We start from the raw sequence: 20,921 nt of genomic DNA, 5'->3' as shown, positions 1-20,921 counted from the left end.
CATCTGCCAGCAAGCTGAGCTATCAGACTTTCTTACAGAGGCTTTAGCACATCTCATAGAAACTATCCCCCAAGGGGCAGAGATAGTTACTTACCAGCCAGATTCTAACACCGTGTTCGTTGGCTTAAGGTTATCTCAAGGTTAGGAGCCGTTTAAGAATTAGGCCAGCTCAAGGTTTGGATGAGGTTTTTTGGGCTTCAGAGCGACTCCAGCCACTGCTAACCGACTGACCAATGCCCTGCAAAATGCCCTGACCAATGAGTCCCAAACCGCGACCAATCACCTGCGTCAGCAGATACACCACTCCCTTGCCGACCCAAGCCACCACTGCCCGTACTGGGGGGGCTAAAGCATCGCGCGCCTCCAGCGCCAAGGTCAGAGCGTAGGGAATCCCCTCGAGTTGCATCAGTTCCTGATGACGGGGTACGGTCAGTGCCAGTTCCTGAATCCCCCGCTCCGTGAGCCGCAGTAAGACCAAACGACTTTCAAAGATGTTTTGCGGTTCCTTGACCCACCGTTGCCAGCGGTAATGCCAAGAGAGAGCGTTGCGAAAGCGTTCCATTTCCCGCGTTGAGGTGTATTGCGGCTGAAAAAATGTCTGTTGAATCACTGCGCTATAGCAACACCGATTCAGCAGCGGATAGACAATGCCATTGGCGACAGTGAGGAGACAATGATCAAGGAGGGCATCGAGGATTTCCAAGGCGGCAGCGGTGCCGTAGCGATAGGTCTGCTGATGAATCACGAGGGGCTGTTGCACCAGTAAATGAGCCAGCATCTCCGCCACAAAGGGGATTGGCTTCAGATAAACGCTGGCCACAGTTTCTCTTTCTGTGAGCAATTGCTCAATCAGATCGGCGTCACTGCCGAGGGCAAAACGATAGGGACGAAAAAACTCCCGCAGGCTCTGTTCCCACAGGTCTTGCAGTAGGGAGCTATCCCGCTGGTGCAGAAATTCAATACTGGGTGGTGTTGCTTGTAAAGTGCGCACGAGGAGATCCCACTGCCGCAGGATGGTATAGAGCAGTTCCCGCCGCTGTTGTAGGGTGAGCACCTCTAACTCCAAAGGCCGCGACGTTAGGTTCAAGAGATCCGACTGCATCCGTTGTAAGCAGCGATCCACCAATTGGGAAATGATCTCAATCTGCGGACGCACAGGGGGCACCACTGGCGCAGGAGGGGCTTGACTCGGGTGTGGCAAGAAACGGGAGACTAACCAGCGGGCAGCACGAATTTCCCGATGGCGACCTTCACACACCAGCCGTTCGAGGGCAGAGAGGCGCGATCGCCCCAAGTACTGATCCAAACCCTGTAACCACGCATCCATTTCCCCCAATCCCTGCTGCAGAACCTGATACCGCCAACGATCCCACGGATTGGGAAAGAGCACACTCAAGGGGGGTTTTGGGGGCGTGACGGTGTGAACGATTTCCCCTTGGGCAATGGCCAGAATTCCCGCCAAGAGATCACTCAGCGCCGTATTGCGATGGTAAATGCCTTCGACACCCGCCTGTTGGGCAAGGGAAACTAACTCAAGGGCAGCGGGTCGGACAGTGAGAATTATCCGCAGGGCAGGATAGTGCTGCTTCAACCACTGCCACAGCCAAGGGGTAGTGGCATCATTCACTGTGAGTTGGGCATCACAGAGAACAATCCAAGGCGTGCGTTCTTGATCGAGGGGCGTGTTTTCCAGATAGGTGATCAGACCATGGCCATCGTGAAAGACCAGCGGCTCAATCCCCAACTGCTGCTGAATTCCTGTCCAAAGGCCAAGGCGCACCACATCCTCTCCCTCGACAATGATGAGACCAAAGTTGGGGGAGGCATCAGCAGTGATAGGGGACATCGACATTTGCGCAAGACTTAGTTGGGGTTGGGACTATTCAGATATTGACTGACCAGCCGTGCCATGACAATTGCTGAATACATTTGACCAAAAATGGCCTCAAGATTGGCGATCGCCATCGCTAAAGGACTTGTGGCAGTAATATCGCCATAGCCCACGCTGGTGAGATGGGTAAGGCATGGCACAGGTCAGTCAAGGAATTCTTTTTAGGACTCACCTAACTCAACGTCTGCATAGAGATCACTGAGTTTTAAGGAAGTCTGTAACGAGGGCAGTAGTAGTTCCTGCGTAATATCTTGCCAAATCGTGAGCAGCCATTGATATTCAGCCTGCCGCAAATATTGTTCAACACAGGGGCGATCTTGGCTAATCAGGAGATATTCTTGCAGGGTTGGAATCTGGCGATAGTCGAAAAATTTTGTCCCGCGATCGCGATCCGCTGTCGAAGGCGATAAAACCTCAGCAATGAAAATCGGCTGCATCACCACATCGTTGCGTCCCGCCACCAAGGGCACCGGCTTCGGCGTCACCATGACATCAGGATAGTAGTACGACTGCGTTTCCGGAATCCAAAGGCGTTGATCTGTGACAAAGACGCGGTAGGGCTGTCCCTTGAGTGCCAAACTCAACAGAACAGTTAAGGAACGAACCAACTCGTTATGATTAACGCTGCCCCCGGGCATAGTGTAAAGTTCTCCTTGGCGATACTCATGACGTTCCGTTGCCACCACTTCTTGAGCTAAGTAAGCTTCCGGAGTGAGGTACGTGACCGCTGGCTCCAATACTGTGGTCATCAGAGTTCCCGTCAACGCGATAGTTCAATCCTAAGCAATTCAACGCCCCTTTCTAACATATGGGGTACACGGTGAAATGTTCTTCTACTAGGGTTTTGAGCGTGGTCAATTCTTGGGACAAAGTCTGTCAGTGAAACGTCGCCAAATCAACCGCTTACTCCTCTGGGGAAATGCAGCCTTGGTAGCCAGTTTGACCCTCCGCTAATGGTGTGAAGCCCAAACGCGGGTTCCCGATGACAGCGAATTTCACCTGTTGTTTGGGACGGCAAGGTCTATATTGCCTATATTGCCGCACGGGATGGTTATCTCTACTGTTTGGGATAGGCTATACTGCTGAAGCTGTGGTTTTCGCCGACCAATGGAGCCAACGCCTGACTTTGTTTTGCCCATTCCGGCTGCGGATACTCCCCTCTCTGAGGAGGAATTTCTTCAACAGGTGCGCCAAGCGTGGCAGGTGTGTGAGCGCTTTGATCTACAAACAGAGATCTGGCGGGGGCAAATTCTACGGGCGGTGCGCGATCGCTATCGCCATCAAGGGGATGAACGGGGGATAGGCTTTCAGCAGTGGCTCCAGGAACACGAAATCAGTAAACGCCGTGCCGATGATTTGATTCAGTTGGCCGATCGCGCCGATGAATTGCTCAAGGAACGTCCCCTGCCCCCCGAAGCCATTGCTCGCTTTAGTAAACGCGCCTTTTTGGAAACCGCCGCAGCGGATCCTGAGGTGCAAGCCCTGATTACCCAAGCCGCAGCAGCGGGCGATCGCATTACCCACCGTGAAGTGCGCCAACTGCAAGCGGAATGGACGGCTCTGCACTCTGATCTCCTACCGCCAGTGGTGCGCCAAAAGGCCAGCGATCGCACCCTTGCCCCCCGCTACATCGCTCCTCTAGTCAAAGAATTAGAAAAGCTCCCCCCCCAACAGCAGCAGGAACTCTCCCAAGAGCTGGCCAGCGACCCCAGTGTGGAAACGGTTAAGGAAATCACAGCGACGGCTCGCCAACTCAGCCGCTATCTGGAGGCCGCTCTCCAAATTCAAGCCCTCAACGCCCACCCTGTGGATCTGGAACAAGTCCTGATCGAAGCCCAGCGCCTTGAGCAACTGCAAACCGTTGCCGATCTTCTCCAGCAGGCAGCGCAACTGGAAAGCACCATTGCTCGGCTTTATACCACGTGGCAGCGCCTCAGCCATTTGAGCGATCGCCTCTACCAAGCATCGGGTGCCAGCACACCGCAATTACAGGCCCTATTAGAAGCCTTGGATTTTCTCTCTGGGGATATGGTGCAAATTGAATTAGCGGGACAAATTGTTAAACTGCATATCTTCTCAGAAAGCGAAACGAATGCCCTAGATTCTCCTCCCGAATTCTAAACCAGTGGATCACCGATGTCCCCATTACTGGTAACGTGGTATGGAAGCCATTCAATGGCTGGCGGAGTAATTATCGATTTCAGCACGGTTAGCATGAGAGTCCTCGTAATTGGCGGTGATGGTTATTGCGGCTGGGCGACAGCCCTGTACCTTTCAAATCGTGGCCATGATGTGGCGATTTTGGATAGCCTCATTCGGCGTCACTGGGATGCTGAACTCTGTGTCGAAACCCTCACGCCGATCGCCCCCATTCAGCACCGTCTGCAACGCTGGCAGGATCTCACTGGCAAAAAGATTGGCCTTTATATTGGCGATATTTGTAACTATCACTTCCTTGAGCGCGCCATGCTGGAGTTTCAGCCCGAGGCGATCGTCCACTTTGGCGAACAGCGCTCCGCCCCCTACTCCATGATTGATCGGGAACACGCCGTCCTCACCCAAGTCAATAACGTGGTCGGCACCCTCAACCTACTGTACGCTATCCATACCCACAACCCTGACTGCCACCTTGTAAAACTGGGCACCATGGGTGAATACGGCACTCCTAACATTGACATTGAAGAGGGCTACATCACCATTGAGCACAATGGTCGCAAAGATACATTGCCCTATCCCAAGCAGCCCGGTAGCTTCTATCACCTCAGTAAAGTTCACGATAGCCACAACATTCACTTTGCTTGCCGCATTTGGGGCTTGCGTGCCACCGATTTGAACCAAGGGGTAGTCTATGGCGTGCTCACCGAAGAAACGGGCATGGATGAATTGCTGATCAACCGCCTTGACTACGACGGTATCTTTGGCACCGCCCTCAATCGCTTCTGTATTCAAGCTGCCATTGGTCATCCCCTGACGGTCTATGGCAAGGGGGGGCAAACTCGCGGCTTCTTGGATATTCGCGATACCGTGCGTTGTATCGAATTGGCCGTTAACAACCCCGCCGCACCGGGTGAATTCCGCGTCCTCAACCAGTTTACAGAACAGTTTAGTGTGGGCGACCTTGCCCACAAAGTTCAAGAAGCGGGTAAAGCCCTCGGCCTCAAGGTGGAAATCCAGCACCTCGAAAACCCCCGTGTTGAAAAAGAAGAGCACTACTTCAACGCCAAAAACACCAAATTGCTGGATCTGGGACTGCAACCCCACTACCTGTCGGATTCGCTCCTTGACTCCCTGCTGAACTTTGCCATCAAATACAAAGACCGAGTGGATGTCAATCACATTCTCCCGAAAGTGAAATGGCGCGCCTAAGCTCCTATGCTCCCCTATGCCGTAACGGCCTCTTGGTTGACTGAGCATTTGGCAGATCCAACGGTTGTGATTGTGGACTGCCGCTTTGACCTCATGGACACGACGCGCGGGCAACGGGAGTATGCCCAAGGGCACCTGCCGGGTGCCTATTATCTCGACCTAGAGCAGGATCTCTCCAGCCCTCGGCAAGAACATGGCGGCCGTCATCCCTTACCTGATCCCGAGAAATTAGCAGCACGGCTGAATGAGATCGGGGTAACTCCAGAGACGCTAGTGGTGGCCTACGATGACTCACGGTTTGCCTATGCGGCTCGCTGCTGGTGGCTTTTGCGCTGGTTGGGGCACGATCGCGCAGCGGTGCTTGATGGTGGCTATCGCGCCTATGTCGAAGCTGGGTATCCGACAACCACTGAGGTTCCCTCGCCTCGGCCGGGCAATTTCCAGCCCCATCCTCATCCGGAGTGGGTAGTGGATCGCGCTGCCGTGATGGCTGCTCAAGCTGCCCCCCAGACAGTGATTGTGGATGCCCGCGAACCCCGTCGCTATCGCGGTGAAATTGAACCGATTGACCCCGTGGCAGGTCATATTCCCGGAGCAGTGAATTATCCGTGGCAGGCCATCTCCGATGAACAGGGGCGACTCAAATCGGTTGCCGAACTGCAAGCCCACTGGCAGCCCTTGGCTGCGGCTGAGCAAATCATTGTCTATTGCGGGTCGGGGGTAACCGCCTGTGTGGATATTTTGGGGCTGGCGATCGCTGGCCTGCATCAAACCAAGCTCTATGCGGGCAGTTGGAGCGATTGGTGTTCCTACTTGGCGGCACCCCATGGCCGTTCGCTATGATCAAGCCTAAGCCCTCTTCCTCACCCGACCATGGAACGTCTTCCCGGTAATGCCCCCCCACCATCCCATCGCAGTACGACCCAACCTCTCCACCGTCTTGGCCGTGAACTGCAACGCTTTGGCTGGATTGGCTTTTGGACACAGGTCGTCCTTGGCTTTGTCTCGCTGTTGATTATTATCATTGTTATCTTTAGTCGCCAATTTAATATCAATCGTCCGCAAAATGGCATGAATAGTCCCACACTGGGCTTAGTGCTGGCGATTATTGGTCTAGTGTTTTTAGGCGTGAGTATTTACTGCTGCTATCGCTATCCGCAACTGGGACGACGCTTGGATCGCCCAGAAAAACGCCCGACCAAGGAGCACGTGATCCGCAGCTTGAATATTGGTCTCTGGGTAAATATTGCTGGCATGATTTTTACGGTGGCTGCCGCCGAGTGGAATGTGGGAATGTTGTTGCTCAAGGTGCTGTCGATTCCCCAAGGGGCGGCGGTCTATGCCACTAATGTCTTGATTGAGCCGTTGGAGATTTTTGTGATTCAGGCGAAGGTGAATACGATTGCCGCTCAGTTGACGGGTATTATTGTGGCGCTGTGGTTGTTGCGCTGTGTGCGCCGTCCCCTGTGAATCGTCTGAGGAGATCCAAGAGACTTGTTTAATTCTCAAGAGGCTGTTGCCAGCAAAATTATTGTGGCCTTGGATGTGCCCAATTTGGAGGTGGCGATCGCCACTATTCATACGCTGCCCCAAGTGCAATTTTGGAAGGTGGGGCTAGAACTCTTTTGTGCCAGTGGGCCGATTATTCTCGATGTCCTCAAGGATCAGGGGAAGCGTATCTTTCTCGATTTGAAGCTCCACGATATTCCCAATACGGTGGCCGCCGCAGCCCGGGCGATCGCCCCCTATGGCGTGGACTTTGTGACTATCCATGCGGCAACGGGATTAGCGGGTCTGAAAAGCGCGCAGGCGGCTCTAGGGGGAAGCGCCACCCAACTCATTGGGGTGACCTTGCTCACCAGCATTGACGCAAACACCCTGCAGCAAGAACTCCAGATTCCCCTTGATCCGGCCACCTATGTTGAACGCATGGCTGATCTGGCCCATCAAGCGGGACTGGCGGGCATTGTCTGCTCTCCTCAGGAGGCGGCACGGGTAAAACAACGCTGCGGAGAGGAGTTCTTGAGAATTTGTCCGGGGATTCGCCCCCTTGGTACTGCCACAGGGGATCAAGCGCGATCGCTGACGCCCAATGCCGCCTTTGCTGCTGGTGCCTCTTATCTTGTGATTGGCCGTCCGATTTTACAAGCAGCGGATCCCGCCGCAACCTTTGATGAAATTTGCCGCCGCCTCGTCTGAGCGATTTACAAAAGCCTGCAAACCAAGATATGATTAAAAACTGTCTGAACTAGGGCGATTAGCACAGTGGTAGCGCACTTCCTTCACACGGAAGGGGTCACTGGTTCGAATCCAGTATCGCCCATTGCTGACTGCAAGTTATAAGATGAACTTAATCAGACGAGTTTAGGACTCTGCCATGAGTACCCCAATTCCGCCGCTTCAACTTCCCCCCTGTGGTGACTGCACTGCGGATGCGGCATGGTTGGAGGCAGCTCTTCTCGATTGGCTCAACACCGAGTATTTACCGGAAGCTGTGAATCTGGCGATCGCCCAGCGAGCCGCCCAAGTGTACCGCCGTCAGCGACTAGAAGGGGAGCATGATCTTGGCGGCATTCTCTTGGCTCTGGTCACGGAGTTGCAAGAGTTTGATTTTTCCCAAAGCTTCTATAGCGAGTTTGCGGTTGCTAATGCGGTGAGTGATCTGCTCCTGCGGCGGCTGGGCATTGAACCCTGCTGTGGGGCGGGCTAGGCTTTGGGGTGCCAGTTGGGCTTGACCACTTGACGACAGCGGGCAATGACAAGGGCATGATCCGGTACATCTTCTGTCACCGTTGAACCCGCCGCCACCGTAACATTTTCGCCGAGGGTTACCGGAGCCACTAAAACACTATTAGCCCCGGTCTTGGTGCCGCTACCGATATAGGTGGGGTGCTTGCGCACGCCGTCGTAGTTGGCGGTAATGGTTCCTGCCCCGATATTGACGCGATCGCCCAAGGTGGCATCGCCTAGGTAGGACAGATGAGAGGCCTTGGTGTCACTGCCCAACTGCGCTTTTTTTAGCTCGACAAAGTTACCAATGCGGCAGTGATCGGCAACCAGACTTTGCTGGCGGATGTGGGCAAAAGGCCCCACTTGGGTATCATGGCCAATCTCACTGTCGCTAATCACGGCATAGCGAGCCGTCACCCGTTCGCCAATCACACTGTTTTCAATCAAAGTGCCGGGGCCAATGATGCTACCACTGCCAATACGGGTTTGGCCGCGCAGGTGAGTTTGGGGTTCAATCACCACATCCGGTGCTAGCTCAACGGTGTCTTCAATCGTGGTACTGGCCGGATCAATCAGGGTCACCCCCGCCTGCATCCAAGCATTTTTGATGCGATTTTGCAGCACTTGATAGGCTGCCGCCAACTGCACGCGATCGTTAACGCCCAAAATTTCCTCATAGTCTTCCACGTCCACCGCCATCACAGGACTGAGGGCATTGACGGCATCCGTGAGGTAGTATTCCTGCTGATCATTGTTGGCTTGGAGATAGGGCAACACAGCAGCAAGTTGGGGCCAGTGGAAACAATACACCCCAGCATTGATGCGGCGGTTTTGCTTTTGGGCTGTGGTGCAGTCACGGTCTTCAATAATTTGCTTCAAGATATTCTGACTGTCACAAATCACACGGCCATAGCCCTGGGGGTTGGGAATTTGTGCCGTTAAAATGGTGGCTGCATTGTTGTGTTGCTGGTGAACTGCGAGCAAGTGTGCTAGCGTCTCGCCACGCAAGAGGGGCACATCGCCGTTAAGTACCAAAAGATGGCCTTCATAGTCCTTGAGGTGGGGCAAAAGCTGCTGTACCGCATGACCCGTTCCCAGTTGTTCGCGCTGCTCGACAAATTCCACGTGGGGTTGATCCGCTAAGGCAGCCCGCACTGTGTCTCCCCCATAACCAATGATCACAAACTGCCGTTGCGGTTGCAGAGATTGAACTTGGTGCAAAACCCAGCCCACCAGCGATCGCCCACCTAGGGGATGGAGAACTTTTGGCAGCGAGGATTTCATCCGTGTGCCTCGTCCTGCCGCTAAGACTGCCACAATGACCATGGATTTGTTGTGCCTCAATGCGCAAAGGGATGGCGAACGAGCAATACTGGGGAGAAGCAGCCCAGCCGCATCAGCGCCATGCACAATTGGAGTATACCAAGGTTGCGGTAGCCAAAGATAGCAGCGCCATAGGCGAGTCAATGGGTCCAAGATGAATCAACGGCACCAAAATCCAGTAAGGTTGATGCAGTAGTTGACGAGTCACTCACAGTCCATGACCGCTTCCAAATCAACCAAGCGACCTGTCCCCTTGGCGGCTCAGTTCCTAAAACTGGTGGGAATCATCCTGCTCCTCACCTTTTTGGTCGAGTGGGGTATCCTCTTTATTACTCCCCAGTTCAATAACAGCCAGTGGCAACTCACGGTCGTCAACCAATTCATTGAGCGCGGTGCCACCCCCTTGATTGGGTTTGTCTTTATCTACACTGGCTTTTGGATTCAAGCGGTTTCTGGCAGTACGACGCAGCCGGAGCCGGGGGAACCTGCCCTCAAGGATTGGCGATTTTGGGTCTTTGTCCTCTCGAGTTTGCTGGGATTGCTCTGCCTGCTGGGGATTCCCCTCTACCTATCGATTACGGGGCAAATTATGGAACAGGCGGTCAACCAAATCAATCAAGAGGCAGCACAGGCAGAAATTCGGGTTGAGCAGGAACAGCAGCAAATTAAACAACTGGCCAGTAGCGGTCAACTGGAGCAACTCCTGAAAAGCAATCAACTCCCCCCCGATCAACGGGCGATTCTCGAGCAGTTACAAAAAGACCCCCAAGCCCTTGATAAACAAGCGGGTCAGGCACGGGAGCGCATCCGCAACCAGCAACAAGAAGCGGTGAATCGAGCGCAACAGGAAGCCTTTGTGAATCGTCTAAGGGTAGGCATTCGTAGTTTTCTATTGGCAGTGGGCTTTATTACCATTGGTTGGAGTGGTCTGCGCGAGCACCGCTAGGCATCGTCACCATTGCCGCCTACCTGAGGAGTAGAATATGCCTTACCTCATTGTGCGTTGGCGTCTTCTGTCGCAGTCGCTGGGTCTTGGCTGCTTGATCAGCCTGCTCCTACAACTGACGGCCGCAGCAGTGGAATTGCGGGTCGCGGTTTTAGATCGGGTACGCCAAGTAACAATCAGTAGCTCCACCCCAGCGCAATTACGGGATGAGGCGGGTCGGGTGCTGACAGTGGCACCGCAGCAGAATATTACGGCGGTCCTCACGGGGGCGGGGGTACAAGCAGGGGGTGTGCGGGGGCGGCAAGTTTTCCTCGAACCTCGAGACAATGGCCTCGTCCGGGTGGGCGATCGCTGGTATCGCGGGCGGTTGCAATTGGTGAGTACCAGTGAGGGGATGATCGCCATCAACCTTGTGGATTTAGAGGAGTATCTGCCCAGTGTCGTTGGTAAGGAAATGTATCCCTCTTGGCCGCTGGAAGCCCTCAAAGCTCAAGCGGTGGCCTCCCGTTCCTTTGTCCTCTTTCGGCGCGATCGCGAACGCCGTCGTCCCGGTAGTCTTTTTGATGTGGGTGCCACCGTCACCCATCAGGTGTATCCGGGGGTCAGTTCAGAAACCGCCAGTACCCTAGCTGCCGTTGCCGCCACCCGCGGTCAAGTGCTCACCTACAATGGCCAAATCATTGAAGCCGTCTTCCATGCCTCCTCAGGGGGTCACACTGAAAATTCAGAGCACATTTGGCAAAATGCCGTTCCCTACCTGCGCGGTACCCCTGACTTTGACCAAGTCTCCCCCAACTTTCAGTGGACGGTGCGTTTCACCGCGGCACAACTGCAACAACGCCTCCCCGGTATTGGTACCATCGTTGGCTTTCGCCCCTTGCAATTGTCCCCCCAAGGGCGAGTCATGGCAGTGCAAGTGGTGGGCACAGCGGGTAGCCGCACCATTTCAGGCAGTGAACTACGGCGGGTGTTGGGATTGCGCAGTACCCTACTGACAATTACGCCAGAGTATGGCAATGTGGCCAGTCAAGGGGGGCACAGTGTGCCAGTGGCCTTTACAATTACTGGCCGAGGTCACGGTCATGGCTTGGGCATGAGTCAATGGGGGGCTTACGGTATGGCATTACAGGGCTACACCTACGACCAAATTTTGGGGCATTATTACCAAGGCGTTACATTGAGTGTATTGGACACGACTCAGCGTTGACGAGCTTTGTGCCCCTCGACTATGCTGCCCCTAGCGGTATGGGGTGAAGGTTGTGGTCTTAACACTCTATTTCTTGCGCCACGGGCAAACTAGCTTTAGTCGCGCCAATGCCTACTGTGGAGAACTGGATCCACCCTTAACGGATGCCGGTCTAGCGATGGCTGAGGCCTTTGCCGAACACTATGCTCAGTTGCCTTGGCAAGCCGTCTTTGTCAGTCCCACGTTGCGCACGCGAACCACGGCACAGTTTTTGTGCGATCGCGTCGGTCTCCAGATGCAGGTTCGCGATGGTCTGCGGGAAATTTACTATGGTCAGTGGGAAGGCCTCTCCCCGGAAGAGGTGAATGCCAAGTTCCACGATGACTATGTGCGCTGGCTGGCGGATCCGGGCTGGAATGCCCCCACAGGGGGTGAGCGGGGGATTGACATCTACTACCGCAGTAATGCCGTTCTCCTAGAAATTGAGCGGGAGTATCCCGACGGCAATGTTCTGCTGGTTTCCCACAAGGCCACCATTCGGATTATGCTCTGTGGTCTTCTGGGTATTGATGTGGGACGATTTCGCGATCGCATTGCTGCCCCAGTAGCCAGTGTCAGTATTGTCGAATATACCTCCCGTGGGCCATTGCTCCTTGCCCTTGCGGAGCGATCGCACCTGAGTCCCGAACTGCGGCACTCGCCGGGCACCTAGCCTATACGGTCATAATGTCCTTTTCTTTCTCGGCGAGCAGGGCATCAATTTTACCGATGTATTTATCGGTGAGCTTTTGCACTTTCTCTTGCAAGTCTTTCACTTCGTCTTCAGTGAGTTCGCCGGCTTTGCCCTCTTTTTTGATGTGATCAATGGCATCACGACGGATGTTGCGAATAGCAACTTTGCCCCCTTCGGCAATTTTGGCGGCAGTTTTCACCAGTTCTTTGCGTCGCTCTGTGGTCAAGGGCGGAATATTGAGGCGGACGCTGGAGCCATCGTTGTTGGGCGTCAATCCTAAGTCAGAGAGTTGAATGGCTTTTTCAATGCTGGCCAATGTGGAGCGATCGTAGGGCTGAATCAAAATCGTGGTTGCATCGGGGGTAGAGATATTGGCCAAGGAGCGCAGGGGGGTTTCCGTGCCGTAGTAGTCCACCATCACCCGGTCTAATAACGCCGCGTTGGCGCGACCCGTGCGGATACTATTAAAGTCATGCTGGGTTGCTTCAACCGATTTTTGCATCCGCTCTTCGACATCAGCTAATTTCACAGGAGCCTCCAACCATCGTACCAATGGGTTCCCCAGTCAAGGCACGGTAGATATTACCGGCCGTTTCTAAACTAAACACAATAATGGGGATATCATTATCTTTACACAGGGCGATCGCTGTACTGTCCATCACTGCTAAGTTGTGGGTAAGGGCATGGGTATAGGTGAGACTGCGGTAGCGACGCGCGTTAGGATTTTTGTGGGGATCGGCGTCATAGACGCCATCTACTTTAGTGGCTTTGAAAATGACTTCCGCATCAATTTCGGCAGCTCGCAGGGCGGCTGTTGTGTCAGTGGTAAAAAAGGGATTTCCTGATCCTGCCCCAAAGATCACTACTCGTCCCTTTTCCAGATGACGAATGGCACGACGACGAATATAGGGTTCGGCTACCTCCTGCATAGCAATGGCAGTTTGTACCCGCGTAGGGACATTCATTTGTTCGAGGGCGTCCTGCAGGGTCAGGGCATTCATAACGGTGGCAATCATACCGATGTAGTCTGCGGTCGCCCGATCCATGCCAGCAGCCGCTCCTTTCACACCGCGAAAGATATTGCCACCCCCCACCACAATGGCAGTTTGAACTCCCGCTTGCACCACCTGAGCAATTTCGTTGGCAAATGCCTGCACCACTTTTGGATCAATGCCGTAGTTCAGGTTGCCCATGAGGGCTTCACCGCTCAATTTGAGCAATACGCGGCGATATTTAGGACTCATTGCGAGGATTCTTGCACTCCAATACGCTCCCCATCAACGATAGCAGGTTAGACGCGCCCGGTTGGACTCGAACCAACGACCAATCGCTTAGAAGGCGAGTGCTCTATTCCGCTGAGCTACGGGCGCATTTTTGAACATTTTCCCACAAGGCATAAGCTGAAAGTAAGATCTTCATAGTAGGGATGATTGAGATGGAGCTAAATTCTCCCCCTTCACGTTTACTTTTGGTCTGCGCTGACAACCACTTGTCACAGCGCATGGGGCAAGACCTCCAAGCCGCAGGCTATGACCCTGTGATTGCAACAACGGAAAAGGAATGTCACTTGGCCTGCGCAGAATGGCAGCCTGCCCTGATCATCATGGACCGCTATTTGGGGCGGCTCAACAGTATGGAGTTGTGCCAGCGGTTGCGCCAGCAGGGGATTAGTTTGCCAATTCTACTGATGCTGGAGAGCGATCGCCTAGAGGATCGGGTGGCGGTGCTGGAGTCGGGTGCCGATGATTACCTACTGCTGCCCTATAGTCCCAAGCCCTTTTTGCAAATGATTCAGCTTTATCTGAAGCCGCCAGTCACCCAAAGTGAGGTGTTGCGATTTGATAATTTGACCCTTGATCTCTTGACGCGGCGGGCGGAGCGCAATGGGCGCACGATCGATCTAACGATGAAGGAGTATGAACTACTGAAGTTTCTCATGGAGCATCCCCGCGAAGTCCTTACCCGTGAGCAAATTTTAGAAAATGTCTGGGGCTATGACTTTTTGGGAGAATCCAACGTCATTGAAGTCTATATTCGCTATCTGCGGTTGAAGATTGAACCCGATGGCGAAAAACGGTTAATTCACACAGTGCGAGGAGTGGGCTATGTTCTCCGTGAAGCGTAAGATGCGCGGGTTGGTTCTGGGATTGGTCACGTTGGGGTTACTGCTGGGCTGTCAAAGTCTGAGCCAAGGGGATCCGGCCGCACCCCCGCAAATGGTTCGCGGCATTCCGCAATATCTACCCATTACGGCCAAGGCACGCATTCACGATACATGGATTCAGTTGGAAGTGGCGCGCACGCCGGCACAGCAGCAGTTGGGCTTGATGTTTCGTCCTGAATTGCCGGGCGATCGCGGGATGCTGTTTCCCATCTCTCCGCCTCAAGTGGCCAGCTTCTGGATGAAGAACTGCCTTATTCCCCTTGACTTGATTTTTCTCAGGGACGGTAAAGTAGTGGCGATCGCCCCCGAAGCTCCCCCTTGTCAAACACTCCCTTGCCCCACCTACGAATCCGGGATTCCCGTGGATGCCGTTTTAGAGCTGGCGGGTGGCCGCGCCGCTGAATTGGGACTTAAGGTCAATGATCCTGTAGAGATACAGTACTTGGCGCCTTGATTGATGGACAGGGTTCCTTAACTCTTAAGGGTTGTTATTATTCCAAAGCAATTTAATTAAATTCCGTGCTGTAGCTTTGGTAATAAACTCCCTTAGCTTCCTAGCCTCTTCTACAGCCGTTGTATCTCCTTTTTTTTCACTACTTTTTTCTTCAATTAGAGTAAAAATTAGACCCACGATGCCAATAGCGGTCATAGTCTTTAGGTAGGTCGGTGATTTAGAGAACTTGTCGAGCATAGTCTAAATTTTTGCAAGAAGTTTTGTGGCTAATATAATTTAGCCAAAATCCTAAATTAAGCGCCAAAACCCTGTCAAGGTTTGTTTCACATTTTTTACCTTATCCACAATTGCCGTTACCCCCTCTTGTTTGTTGTTTAACTATATGGCAATATAAGAAAATATAATTAGCTACAGCCATCGCGAGGGAACAAGCCATGCTGGAGTCCGAGGAAGAGTCGTCGTCCCCCCTGCCTCTGAATCTCTGGGAAATGACCGCTGTATTTCTGAAACTGGGCAGTATTGGCTTTGGCGGTGGAATTGCCATGATCGCCCTCATGGAAAATGAGTTTGTTAAGCGACGGCGGCTCTTGGCCATTGATGAATTTCTGCACGGGGTTGCCCTCAGCCAAATCCTAGGATCGTTCCCGGTCAATACGGCGCTCTTTATTGGCTATCGTCTCCATGGATTTTGGGGTGGTCTGTTGGGTAGTCTGACCTTTCTGCTGCCGTCTGTGGTGGCGGTGATTTTACTATCTTGGCTCTATTTTGGGTTTCATACGATTCCCTCGTTGCAAGGTGCCCTAGCGGGGCTAACGCCAGTGGTCATTGGCATTATCTTGGCAGCAGTCTGGTCAATGGGGCAAAAGTCTGTGCGCTCGACGGTAACGATCGCGATCGCCATTGCGGCCTGTCTCGGCAGTTTGACCCACATTAATCCCTTGCTCATCCTTGGCAGTGGTGGCATTATTGGTCTCATTCTCCAACTCAGCCCACCGACAAAAACCACAAAACTCCAAACTTCCCAAAAATCCGCCCTCGTTGGCTTACCCCTAGCGTTCCAGACCTTACCCCACCAAGCTGCCCAAATGGCCACTGCCTCTTCTCAACCCGTTCAGTGGCTGACCCTAGTGCTTACCTTCCTCAAAGTGGGCATTGTTTTCTTTGGTGGTGGCTTTGTCCTGATCCCCGTGTTGAAACAACTGTTGATTGATCAGTTGCATTGGCTAACGCAGCAGGAATTTATTGATGGTGTGGCTATTAGTCAATTGACCCCAGGGCCGATCGCTGTCATTGCCACTTTTGCGGGATTCCGTGTTGCTGGTATTGGTGGTGCTTTTTTGGCAATGGTGGCCTTATTTTTGCCCTCCCTATTATTGATGTTTGCTCTTGCCCACTACTATCAAGTGGTGAAGCATCTCCAACGGGTGAAGCAATTTTTGGCAGGGGTCAATCCTGCGGTGGTGGGTATGGTGTTGTCAGCAGCCATTAACCTTGCGCCTGCCATTCTCCACCTCGATCAGCCCGTCAGTCTCATTCTCAATAGCGTGCTCTTGGTCTTTTCCCTTGTAGCGATTACGCGCCTCAAATGGCACCCAGCGATCGCCCTTGCTGTGGGAGCAACAGTTGGATTATGCGGTGGCCAATGGTTAACTGGCACGGCCTAGAGAGGAAAACTCAAACTTGCTGGTACAGGGCACTTTTCGAGTTTTGCAAGGGTCTGAGACTTCAGTTTCAAAATTTCTTTAAGATGAATGAGAGACTGAAAGGGAGATTGAGTACGAGATTCAATAATCTTTTTGATATATTTTCGACTGCTTTTTTTACTTACTCCTGCATTTATAAGCCACTGTTGGATTTCAGCTTCGGAACCTTGATTAAGCAAGCGTATTTTTAACTGAGGTTGGTTGCGATCTGCCGAGGAGGCTGATAGCATTGTTGTTGGTGTAGACAGTGACACTTGTGACAGTGGTAAGCTATTCAGTTTGGCATTGATGTTTACTAAGGCTGCCTCCATTTCTTTTAGGGACTGAAAAATGGCTTGATTTTGCTCTAGAAGCTGCTGAAGGAGTGTCTTGGTAAGGTTTCCGCTGGAGTTGCTCGCTGGTGAGTCAAAAGCTAAAGGATCTGTAGTTTGTTCTTGCTTTTGTTCTTCTGTTACCTCAGAAATTGCGGAGTTAGGCTGAATTTGATTGAGGATGGCAGCTTCTATTTCTGGCGTGTCGTTTTCCTCAAGAATCAGGGCATTGATTTCTTTAAGATTGGCTTTTTGGGCAGCATAATACTGCTGATGACCTGACAAGAGTTTGAAGCGATGACAGGCTAAGCGATCGCCCAAACGCCGCACCACTAGCGGTGGAAAACAGATACCTGCTTTGAGAATTGAACTAGCCAGTTCCTCTATCCTTCCCTGATCTGCGGGCACAAGGTCAGGGCTCAGTTCAATCGCTGTCAATTGAATACGTTTGCTATTGACCATTGCATTTTAGGGTTGACTAGGACTGAGTGATCCAATTGAGTTCATCTACCAAATCATTGAATTCACGGGCAGAATTTGAATTGGGCTTAAAGCGAAAAATAGATTGAGGTGCTGGTATTTCACTATCACCAACTGTAATTACTCGATTGAGACTACTGGACAAATCAACACATTCTGTGATAATTGTCTCTAGAATTTTCAGAGGATACTTATTCGTAATTGCTTCTTGAACAGCAATAAACTTACTTGAATTCCTAGTTCGGCCATGAATTTTTGAGGGCAAAATTCCCACAATATCTAAGGGTTTTTTACCCAACTTTACCCGCAAGTCTGCAAATCGTCGATTAATATCTTTAACAAACGATATGACGTACTTTAGGCCTTGATTGGCAAAGGGCTTAAAATCTGAGGGAATAATTAGATAATCTGAGGCAATCAGGGCAATTTCGGCGTAGAGATCCCAAGCTGGCGGTGCATCTATGATGACAATATCGTAGGCATCCTTGAGTGCTTCTAACTTCATAAGCAGTTGTAGATGAATGGCATCAATCTCCTTCAGTAGATCACGGGTTTCAATGCTCACTAAATCAATATGGGCAGGGACAACATCAATTTCTGGGTGATTAAAAGACTGGGATTTCCTAACCACTTTTTCAATGGGATACTCATCGGCATATCTGAGCACATGGAAGATATGAGCATCCCGCAGTGTATCCTCCTCTTCAAACAGAAAACTCATTAAGCCAGTGGCAAAGGTCGTATTGGCTTGAGAGTCCATGTCAATGACCAAAACCCGCTTTTCCCGACAACGAAAGGCAGCCGCTAAGTTGACAGCAACAGTAGTTTTCCCCACACCACCCTTGTTGTGATAAATGGTAATAACTTTCACGCTTCTTTCCTGTCGAGTCGGTTACTGAAGGCTTAGGAGGCGGTGACGGTGTCGCGATCGCCTGCACCTGCGAGGTTGGCAGGGCTAAAGGTCAACTCACCATTGACCAAATCTACCAAAATCGTATCGCCGGGTGCAAAGACCTCTTCAAGGATCTTCACGGCGAGGGGGTTCTCCAATTCCCGTTGAATGGCGCGTTTCAGAGGACGTGCCCCATAGACTGGATCAAAGCCCACCGCCACCAAATGATCTAGCGCTGCCGGGGTGAGGCGCAGGCGAATTTTTTGATCCGCAAGGAGTTTCTCCACCCGTCGCAGTTGAATTTGAGCAATCTGTGCCAGTTCAGTCCGCCCTAGGCCATGGAAGAGGATCAAGTCATCAATGCGGTTGAGAAATTCGGGGCGAAAATACTTTTGCGCACTTTGGAGTACCCGTTGGCGCATTTCCTCATAGCGACTGTCATCCCCGGCCAAATCTAAAATATGCTCGCTGCCTAAGTTGCTGGTCATAATGATCACGGTATTGCGGAAGTCTACCGTTCGCCCTTGGGAATCAGTGACGCGGCCATCATCGAGCACCTGCAAGAGCACATTAAAGACTTCCGGATGGGCTTTTTCCATCTCATCAAACAGAACTACGGCATAGGGACGACGGCGAATCGCTTCCGTCAGTTGCCCGCCACTGTCAAAGCCCACATACCCCGGTGGGGCGCCAATCATGCGGGAGACGGCGTGTTTTTCCATGTACTCCGACATATCAATGCGCACAAGGGCATTTTCATCATCAAAGAGGGCTTCGGCAAGAGCACGGGCCAGTTCTGTTTTGCCCACCCCCGTAGGTCCCATAAAGAGAAAGGAACCAATGGGACGGGCAGGGTCTTTCATGCCGGCTCGCGCTCGGCGAATCGCTGCGGCCACGGCGGCCACGGCATCAGTTTGACCAATCACCCGCTGATGGAGGACTTGTTCCAGTTGCAGGAGTTTTTGCCGTTCTGAGGCCATGAGTTTTTGCAGTGGAATTCCCGTCCACTTGGAGACGATTTCGGCAATATCAGCTTCCGTAACTTGATCGCGCAAAAAGGTGCCGCCTTCGGCCTGAAGTTCCAAGAGTTGCGCTTCGGTGCTTTCCAATTCCCGTTGCAGCGTCTCGAGGCGACCATATTTAAGTTGAGCAGCTTTGTTGAGGTTGTAGTCCCGCTCCGCTTGCTCGATTTGCAGCTTTACCTGATCTTCCTCTTCTTTGAGGCTGTTGATCCGCTCTAGGAGGTCTTTTTCGGCTTGCCAGCGGGCTTGCATGGCCTGTTGTCGCGGTTGCAGTTGGGCAATTTCCTCTTCGATGCGCTGCAGGCGATCGCGGGTGGCTTGGAGTGGCGCTTGGCTCAGGGGCAGACTTTCTTCCTGTTTGAGGGAGAGTTTTTCCATCTCCAGTTGCCGCAGTCGCCGCTCAAGGGCTTCCAGTTCAGCAGGCTTGGTGGTGATTTCCATTTTCAGTTTGGCCGCCGCTTCATCTACCAAATCAATGGCCTTGTCGGGTAAAAAGCGATCGCTAATATAGCGATCCGAAAGCATCGCCGCTGCCACCAGTGCCGAGTCAGTAATTTTGACGTTGTGGTGAATTTCGTAGCGATCCTTGAGGCCGCGCAAAATTGAGATCGTATCCTCAACGCTGGGTTGGCCAATATACACCTGCTGGAAGCGACGCTCAAGGGCGGCATCCTTCTCAATATGCTTGCGGTACTCGTCTAGGGTGGTGGCACCAATACAGCGCAGTTCGCCCCGCGCCAACATCGGCTTCAGGAGGTTGCTGGCATCCATTGAGGAGTTTTGATTGGCACCGGCACCAACCACGGTGTGCAATTCATCAATAAAGAGAACAATTTGACCGTCGGAATGGGTCACTTCATGGAGAACCGCCTTGAGGCGATCTTCAAAGTCACCGCGAAACTTGGCACCCGCTACTAAACTCCCCAGATCAAGGGAGATCAACCGCCGATTTTTCAAGGATTCTGGCACATCGCCATTGATAATCCGCTGGGCAAGGCCTTCGGCAATGGCGGTTTTACCTACACCCGGTTCACCAATGAGCACGGGATTATTTTTGGTGCGGCGGGAGAGCACTTGAATGACGCGGCGAATTTCTTCATCGCGGCCAATGACGGGATCCAGTTTGCCTTGGCGGGCTGCTTCGGTGAGATCGCGACCGTACTTTTCAAGGGCAGCGTATTTATTTTCGGGGTTTTGGTCTAGGACTTTTTGGGCGCCGCGAATCGCTTTGACGGTGGCCGCCAACTGCTCGCGATCGCAATTCAAAGCGCGGAACAGACGTTGACCAATGCGGCGATCGCCCACAAATGCGAGGACAAGATGCTCAACCGAAATAAACTGATCCTCGTGCTCTTGGCGCAGGCGGTTGGCTTCATCAAGCAGGGCATCCAAACTACGGCCACAGTAAAGTTCGCTCCCCGTTGGCACGCGGGGCTGCTGCTTAGCAAACTCCATCAGCCGCTTGAGCACCCATTCAGTGTCAATATCGGCCCGTTCAAAGATCAGTTGCCCCAGTCCCTCCTCCCGCAGGAGGGCAATCATCAAGTGCTCTGTTTCCAGATATTGGCTGCGATATTCCCGTGCCACATCTTGGGACTTAACAATGGCTTCCCATGCTTTATCAGTAAACTTTGTTGGATCCGTTGGTTGCATAGTGATAATTGAGGGCAAAACCCCACCGACCGTGAATGCATTATGCCATCATCTTCAGTGTAATCAA

General features: G+C 52.5%; 22 protein-coding genes and 2 tRNA genes. 13 read left to right on the top strand and 11 right to left on the bottom strand.

The genetic code is table 11. The features are described from left to right. Positions 1-169 precede the first annotated feature (169 nt). The 3 genes from M0644_RS06660 to M0644_RS06650 are packed head-to-tail and all read right to left on the bottom strand — an operon-like array spanning position 170 to position 2,640. Positions 170-1,852, bottom strand: coding sequence for a DUF3685 domain-containing protein (locus M0644_RS06660; protein ID WP_286627128.1), 1,683 nt, complete (start codon positions 1,850-1,852; stop codon positions 170-172). A gap of 11 nt (positions 1,853-1,863) precedes the next feature. Next, positions 1,864-2,031, bottom strand: a complete 168-nt coding sequence (locus tag M0644_RS06655) for an ion channel (RefSeq protein ID WP_149819279.1) — start codon at positions 2,029-2,031, stop codon at positions 1,864-1,866. 21 nt (positions 2,032-2,052) lie between these two features. Beyond that, entirely contained in the window at positions 2,053-2,640 is a 588-nt protein-coding gene (locus M0644_RS06650; protein ID WP_286627127.1) for a Uma2 family endonuclease, read from the bottom strand. 358 nt (positions 2,641-2,998) lie between these two features. Here M0644_RS06650 and M0644_RS06645 point away from each other — a divergent pair, with 358 nt between their 5' ends. The 7 genes from M0644_RS06645 to M0644_RS06615 all read left to right on the top strand — a co-directional run bounded on the left by M0644_RS06645 (position 2,999) and on the right by M0644_RS06615 (position 7,967). Beyond that, positions 2,999-4,012 (top strand): hypothetical protein, encoded by a 1,014-nt coding sequence (locus M0644_RS06645; protein WP_149819275.1) that lies wholly within the window; start codon positions 2,999-3,001, stop codon positions 4,010-4,012. A gap of 93 nt (positions 4,013-4,105) precedes the next feature. After that, the gene (locus M0644_RS06640) at positions 4,106-5,257 is read left to right on the top strand and encodes an NAD-dependent epimerase/dehydratase family protein (protein WP_149819273.1); all 1,152 of its coding nucleotides are present in this window, start codon (positions 4,106-4,108) and stop codon (positions 5,255-5,257) included. 6 nt (positions 5,258-5,263) lie between these two features. After that, on the top strand, positions 5,264-6,100 hold the full coding sequence (locus M0644_RS06635) for a sulfurtransferase (RefSeq protein ID WP_286627126.1): 837 nt from the start codon (positions 5,264-5,266) through the stop codon (positions 6,098-6,100). A gap of 30 nt (positions 6,101-6,130) precedes the next feature. After that, positions 6,131-6,727, top strand: coding sequence for a DUF3611 family protein (locus M0644_RS06630; protein WP_286627124.1), 597 nt, complete (start codon positions 6,131-6,133; stop codon positions 6,725-6,727). A 24-nt stretch (positions 6,728-6,751) separates the two neighbouring features. Next, positions 6,752-7,456: an orotidine-5'-phosphate decarboxylase gene (gene pyrF, locus M0644_RS06625; RefSeq protein WP_226972032.1), complete on the top strand. Its 705-nt coding sequence runs from the start codon at positions 6,752-6,754 to the stop codon at positions 7,454-7,456. Between the two features lie 52 nt (positions 7,457-7,508). After that, positions 7,509-7,580, top strand: a tRNA-Val gene (locus M0644_RS06620). A 54-nt stretch (positions 7,581-7,634) separates the two neighbouring features. After that, positions 7,635-7,967 carry a hypothetical protein gene (locus M0644_RS06615; RefSeq protein ID WP_149819267.1) on the top strand — a complete coding sequence of 111 codons (333 nt, stop codon included), beginning with the start codon at positions 7,635-7,637 and terminating at the stop codon, positions 7,965-7,967. Here the strand turns inward: M0644_RS06615 and glmU are convergent. After that, positions 7,964-9,313, bottom strand: coding sequence for a bifunctional UDP-N-acetylglucosamine diphosphorylase/glucosamine-1-phosphate N-acetyltransferase GlmU (glmU, locus tag M0644_RS06610; RefSeq protein WP_286627123.1), 1,350 nt, complete (start codon positions 9,311-9,313; stop codon positions 7,964-7,966). The two genes, M0644_RS06615 and glmU, sit on opposite strands and share 4 nt — an antisense overlap. A 214-nt stretch (positions 9,314-9,527) precedes the next feature. Here glmU and M0644_RS06605 point away from each other — a divergent pair, with 214 nt between their 5' ends. Genes M0644_RS06605 through M0644_RS06595 form a run of 3 tightly spaced genes read left to right on the top strand, consistent with a single transcriptional unit; the run spans position 9,528 to position 12,154 of the window. Continuing rightward, positions 9,528-10,256 (top strand): HpsJ family protein, encoded by a 729-nt coding sequence (locus M0644_RS06605; protein WP_149819265.1) that lies wholly within the window; start codon positions 9,528-9,530, stop codon positions 10,254-10,256. Between the two features lie 37 nt (positions 10,257-10,293). Further along, positions 10,294-11,463, top strand: a complete 1,170-nt coding sequence (locus tag M0644_RS06600; RefSeq protein ID WP_286627121.1) for a SpoIID/LytB domain-containing protein — start codon at positions 10,294-10,296, stop codon at positions 11,461-11,463. 52 nt (positions 11,464-11,515) lie between these two features. Beyond that, positions 11,516-12,154, top strand: a complete 639-nt coding sequence (locus M0644_RS06595) for a histidine phosphatase family protein (RefSeq protein WP_149819261.1) — start codon at positions 11,516-11,518, stop codon at positions 12,152-12,154. A 1-nt stretch (position 12,155) separates the two neighbouring features. Here M0644_RS06595 and frr read toward each other — a convergent pair whose 3' ends face one another. The 3 genes from frr to M0644_RS06580 all read right to left on the bottom strand — a co-directional run bounded on the left by frr (position 12,156) and on the right by M0644_RS06580 (position 13,545). Further along, positions 12,156-12,704: a ribosome recycling factor gene (gene frr, locus M0644_RS06590; RefSeq protein WP_149819259.1), complete on the bottom strand. Its 549-nt coding sequence runs from the start codon at positions 12,702-12,704 to the stop codon at positions 12,156-12,158. Next, positions 12,691-13,419 (bottom strand): UMP kinase, encoded by a 729-nt coding sequence (gene pyrH / locus M0644_RS06585; RefSeq protein WP_149819257.1) that lies wholly within the window; start codon positions 13,417-13,419, stop codon positions 12,691-12,693. Before pyrH ends, frr begins: the two co-directional genes overlap by 14 nt. Positions 13,420-13,471: 52 nt before the next feature. After that, positions 13,472-13,545: transfer RNA gene (locus M0644_RS06580), tRNA-Arg, on the bottom strand. Between the two features lie 65 nt (positions 13,546-13,610). On the opposite strand from M0644_RS06580, the gene nblR reads away from it, so the two are divergent. Together nblR and M0644_RS06570 are read left to right on the top strand one after the other, a co-directional pair. Beyond that, positions 13,611-14,300 carry a response regulator transcription factor NblR gene (nblR, locus tag M0644_RS06575; protein ID WP_286627120.1) on the top strand — a complete coding sequence of 230 codons (690 nt, stop codon included), beginning with the start codon at positions 13,611-13,613 and terminating at the stop codon, positions 14,298-14,300. Next, positions 14,281-14,793 (top strand): DUF192 domain-containing protein, encoded by a 513-nt coding sequence (locus M0644_RS06570; protein ID WP_149819253.1) that lies wholly within the window; start codon positions 14,281-14,283, stop codon positions 14,791-14,793. The genes nblR and M0644_RS06570 overlap by 20 nt, the downstream gene beginning before the upstream one ends. Before the next feature lie 24 nt (positions 14,794-14,817). Here the strand turns inward: M0644_RS06570 and M0644_RS06565 are convergent, their stop codons facing one another. Continuing rightward, on the bottom strand, positions 14,818-14,988 hold the full coding sequence (locus tag M0644_RS06565) for a hypothetical protein (RefSeq protein WP_190278275.1): 171 nt from the start codon (positions 14,986-14,988) through the stop codon (positions 14,818-14,820). A gap of 239 nt (positions 14,989-15,227) precedes the next feature. On the opposite strand from M0644_RS06565, the gene chrA reads away from it, so the two are divergent. After that, positions 15,228-16,457: a chromate efflux transporter gene (gene chrA / locus M0644_RS06560; RefSeq protein WP_286627119.1), complete on the top strand. Its 1,230-nt coding sequence runs from the start codon at positions 15,228-15,230 to the stop codon at positions 16,455-16,457. On the opposite strand, the gene M0644_RS06555 is transcribed toward chrA, so the two are convergent. The 3 genes from M0644_RS06555 to clpB are packed head-to-tail and all read right to left on the bottom strand — an operon-like array spanning position 16,454 to position 20,854. Beyond that, positions 16,454-17,269, bottom strand: a complete 816-nt coding sequence (locus tag M0644_RS06555) for a ParB N-terminal domain-containing protein (RefSeq protein WP_286627117.1) — start codon at positions 17,267-17,269, stop codon at positions 16,454-16,456. The two genes, chrA and M0644_RS06555, sit on opposite strands and share 4 nt — an antisense overlap. Before the next feature lie 16 nt (positions 17,270-17,285). Continuing rightward, positions 17,286-18,158: a ParA family protein gene (locus M0644_RS06550; protein ID WP_286627116.1), complete on the bottom strand. Its 873-nt coding sequence runs from the start codon at positions 18,156-18,158 to the stop codon at positions 17,286-17,288. Between the two features lie 32 nt (positions 18,159-18,190). Then, complete coding sequence (clpB, locus tag M0644_RS06545) at positions 18,191-20,854, bottom strand: ATP-dependent chaperone ClpB (RefSeq protein ID WP_286627115.1); 2,664 nt, start codon at positions 20,852-20,854, stop codon at positions 18,191-18,193. Positions 20,855-20,921 lie beyond the last annotated feature (67 nt).

This window comes from Thermosynechococcus sp. B1, from assembly GCF_030322985.1.
GTDB lineage: Bacteria > Cyanobacteriota > Cyanobacteriia > Thermosynechococcales > Thermosynechococcaceae > Thermosynechococcus.
The sequence above is the reverse complement of the archived record's forward strand: the minus strand, read 5'-3'. Positions and strand labels throughout refer to the sequence as shown.

Excerpts from the sequence above, each read along its gene's own strand:
- M0644_RS06660 (WP_286627128.1), bottom strand. The coding sequence starts at position 1,852 with ATGTCGATGTCCCCTATCACTGCTGATGCCTCCCCCAACTTTGGTCTC.
- M0644_RS06650 (WP_286627127.1), bottom strand. The coding sequence starts at position 2,640 with ATGACCACAGTATTGGAGCCAGCGGTCACGTACCTCACTCCGGAAGCT.
- M0644_RS06645 (WP_149819275.1), top strand. The coding sequence starts at position 2,999 with ATGGAGCCAACGCCTGACTTTGTTTTGCCCATTCCGGCTGCGGATACT.
- M0644_RS06640 (WP_149819273.1), top strand. The coding sequence starts at position 4,106 with ATGAGAGTCCTCGTAATTGGCGGTGATGGTTATTGCGGCTGGGCGACA.
- M0644_RS06635 (WP_286627126.1), top strand. The coding sequence starts at position 5,264 with ATGCTCCCCTATGCCGTAACGGCCTCTTGGTTGACTGAGCATTTGGCA.
- M0644_RS06630 (WP_286627124.1), top strand. The coding sequence starts at position 6,131 with ATGGAACGTCTTCCCGGTAATGCCCCCCCACCATCCCATCGCAGTACG.
- M0644_RS06615 (WP_149819267.1), top strand. The coding sequence starts at position 7,635 with ATGAGTACCCCAATTCCGCCGCTTCAACTTCCCCCCTGTGGTGACTGC.
- glmU (WP_286627123.1), bottom strand. The coding sequence starts at position 9,313 with ATGGTCATTGTGGCAGTCTTAGCGGCAGGACGAGGCACACGGATGAAA.
- M0644_RS06605 (WP_149819265.1), top strand. The coding sequence starts at position 9,528 with ATGACCGCTTCCAAATCAACCAAGCGACCTGTCCCCTTGGCGGCTCAG.
- M0644_RS06600 (WP_286627121.1), top strand. The coding sequence starts at position 10,294 with ATGCCTTACCTCATTGTGCGTTGGCGTCTTCTGTCGCAGTCGCTGGGT.
- pyrH (WP_149819257.1), bottom strand. The coding sequence starts at position 13,419 with ATGAGTCCTAAATATCGCCGCGTATTGCTCAAATTGAGCGGTGAAGCC.
- nblR (WP_286627120.1), top strand. The coding sequence starts at position 13,611 with ATGGAGCTAAATTCTCCCCCTTCACGTTTACTTTTGGTCTGCGCTGAC.
- M0644_RS06570 (WP_149819253.1), top strand. The coding sequence starts at position 14,281 with ATGTTCTCCGTGAAGCGTAAGATGCGCGGGTTGGTTCTGGGATTGGTC.
- M0644_RS06565 (WP_190278275.1), bottom strand. The coding sequence starts at position 14,988 with ATGACCGCTATTGGCATCGTGGGTCTAATTTTTACTCTAATTGAAGAA.
- chrA (WP_286627119.1), top strand. The coding sequence starts at position 15,228 with ATGCTGGAGTCCGAGGAAGAGTCGTCGTCCCCCCTGCCTCTGAATCTC.
- M0644_RS06555 (WP_286627117.1), bottom strand. The coding sequence starts at position 17,269 with ATGGTCAATAGCAAACGTATTCAATTGACAGCGATTGAACTGAGCCCT.
- clpB (WP_286627115.1), bottom strand. The coding sequence starts at position 20,854 with ATGCAACCAACGGATCCAACAAAGTTTACTGATAAAGCATGGGAAGCC.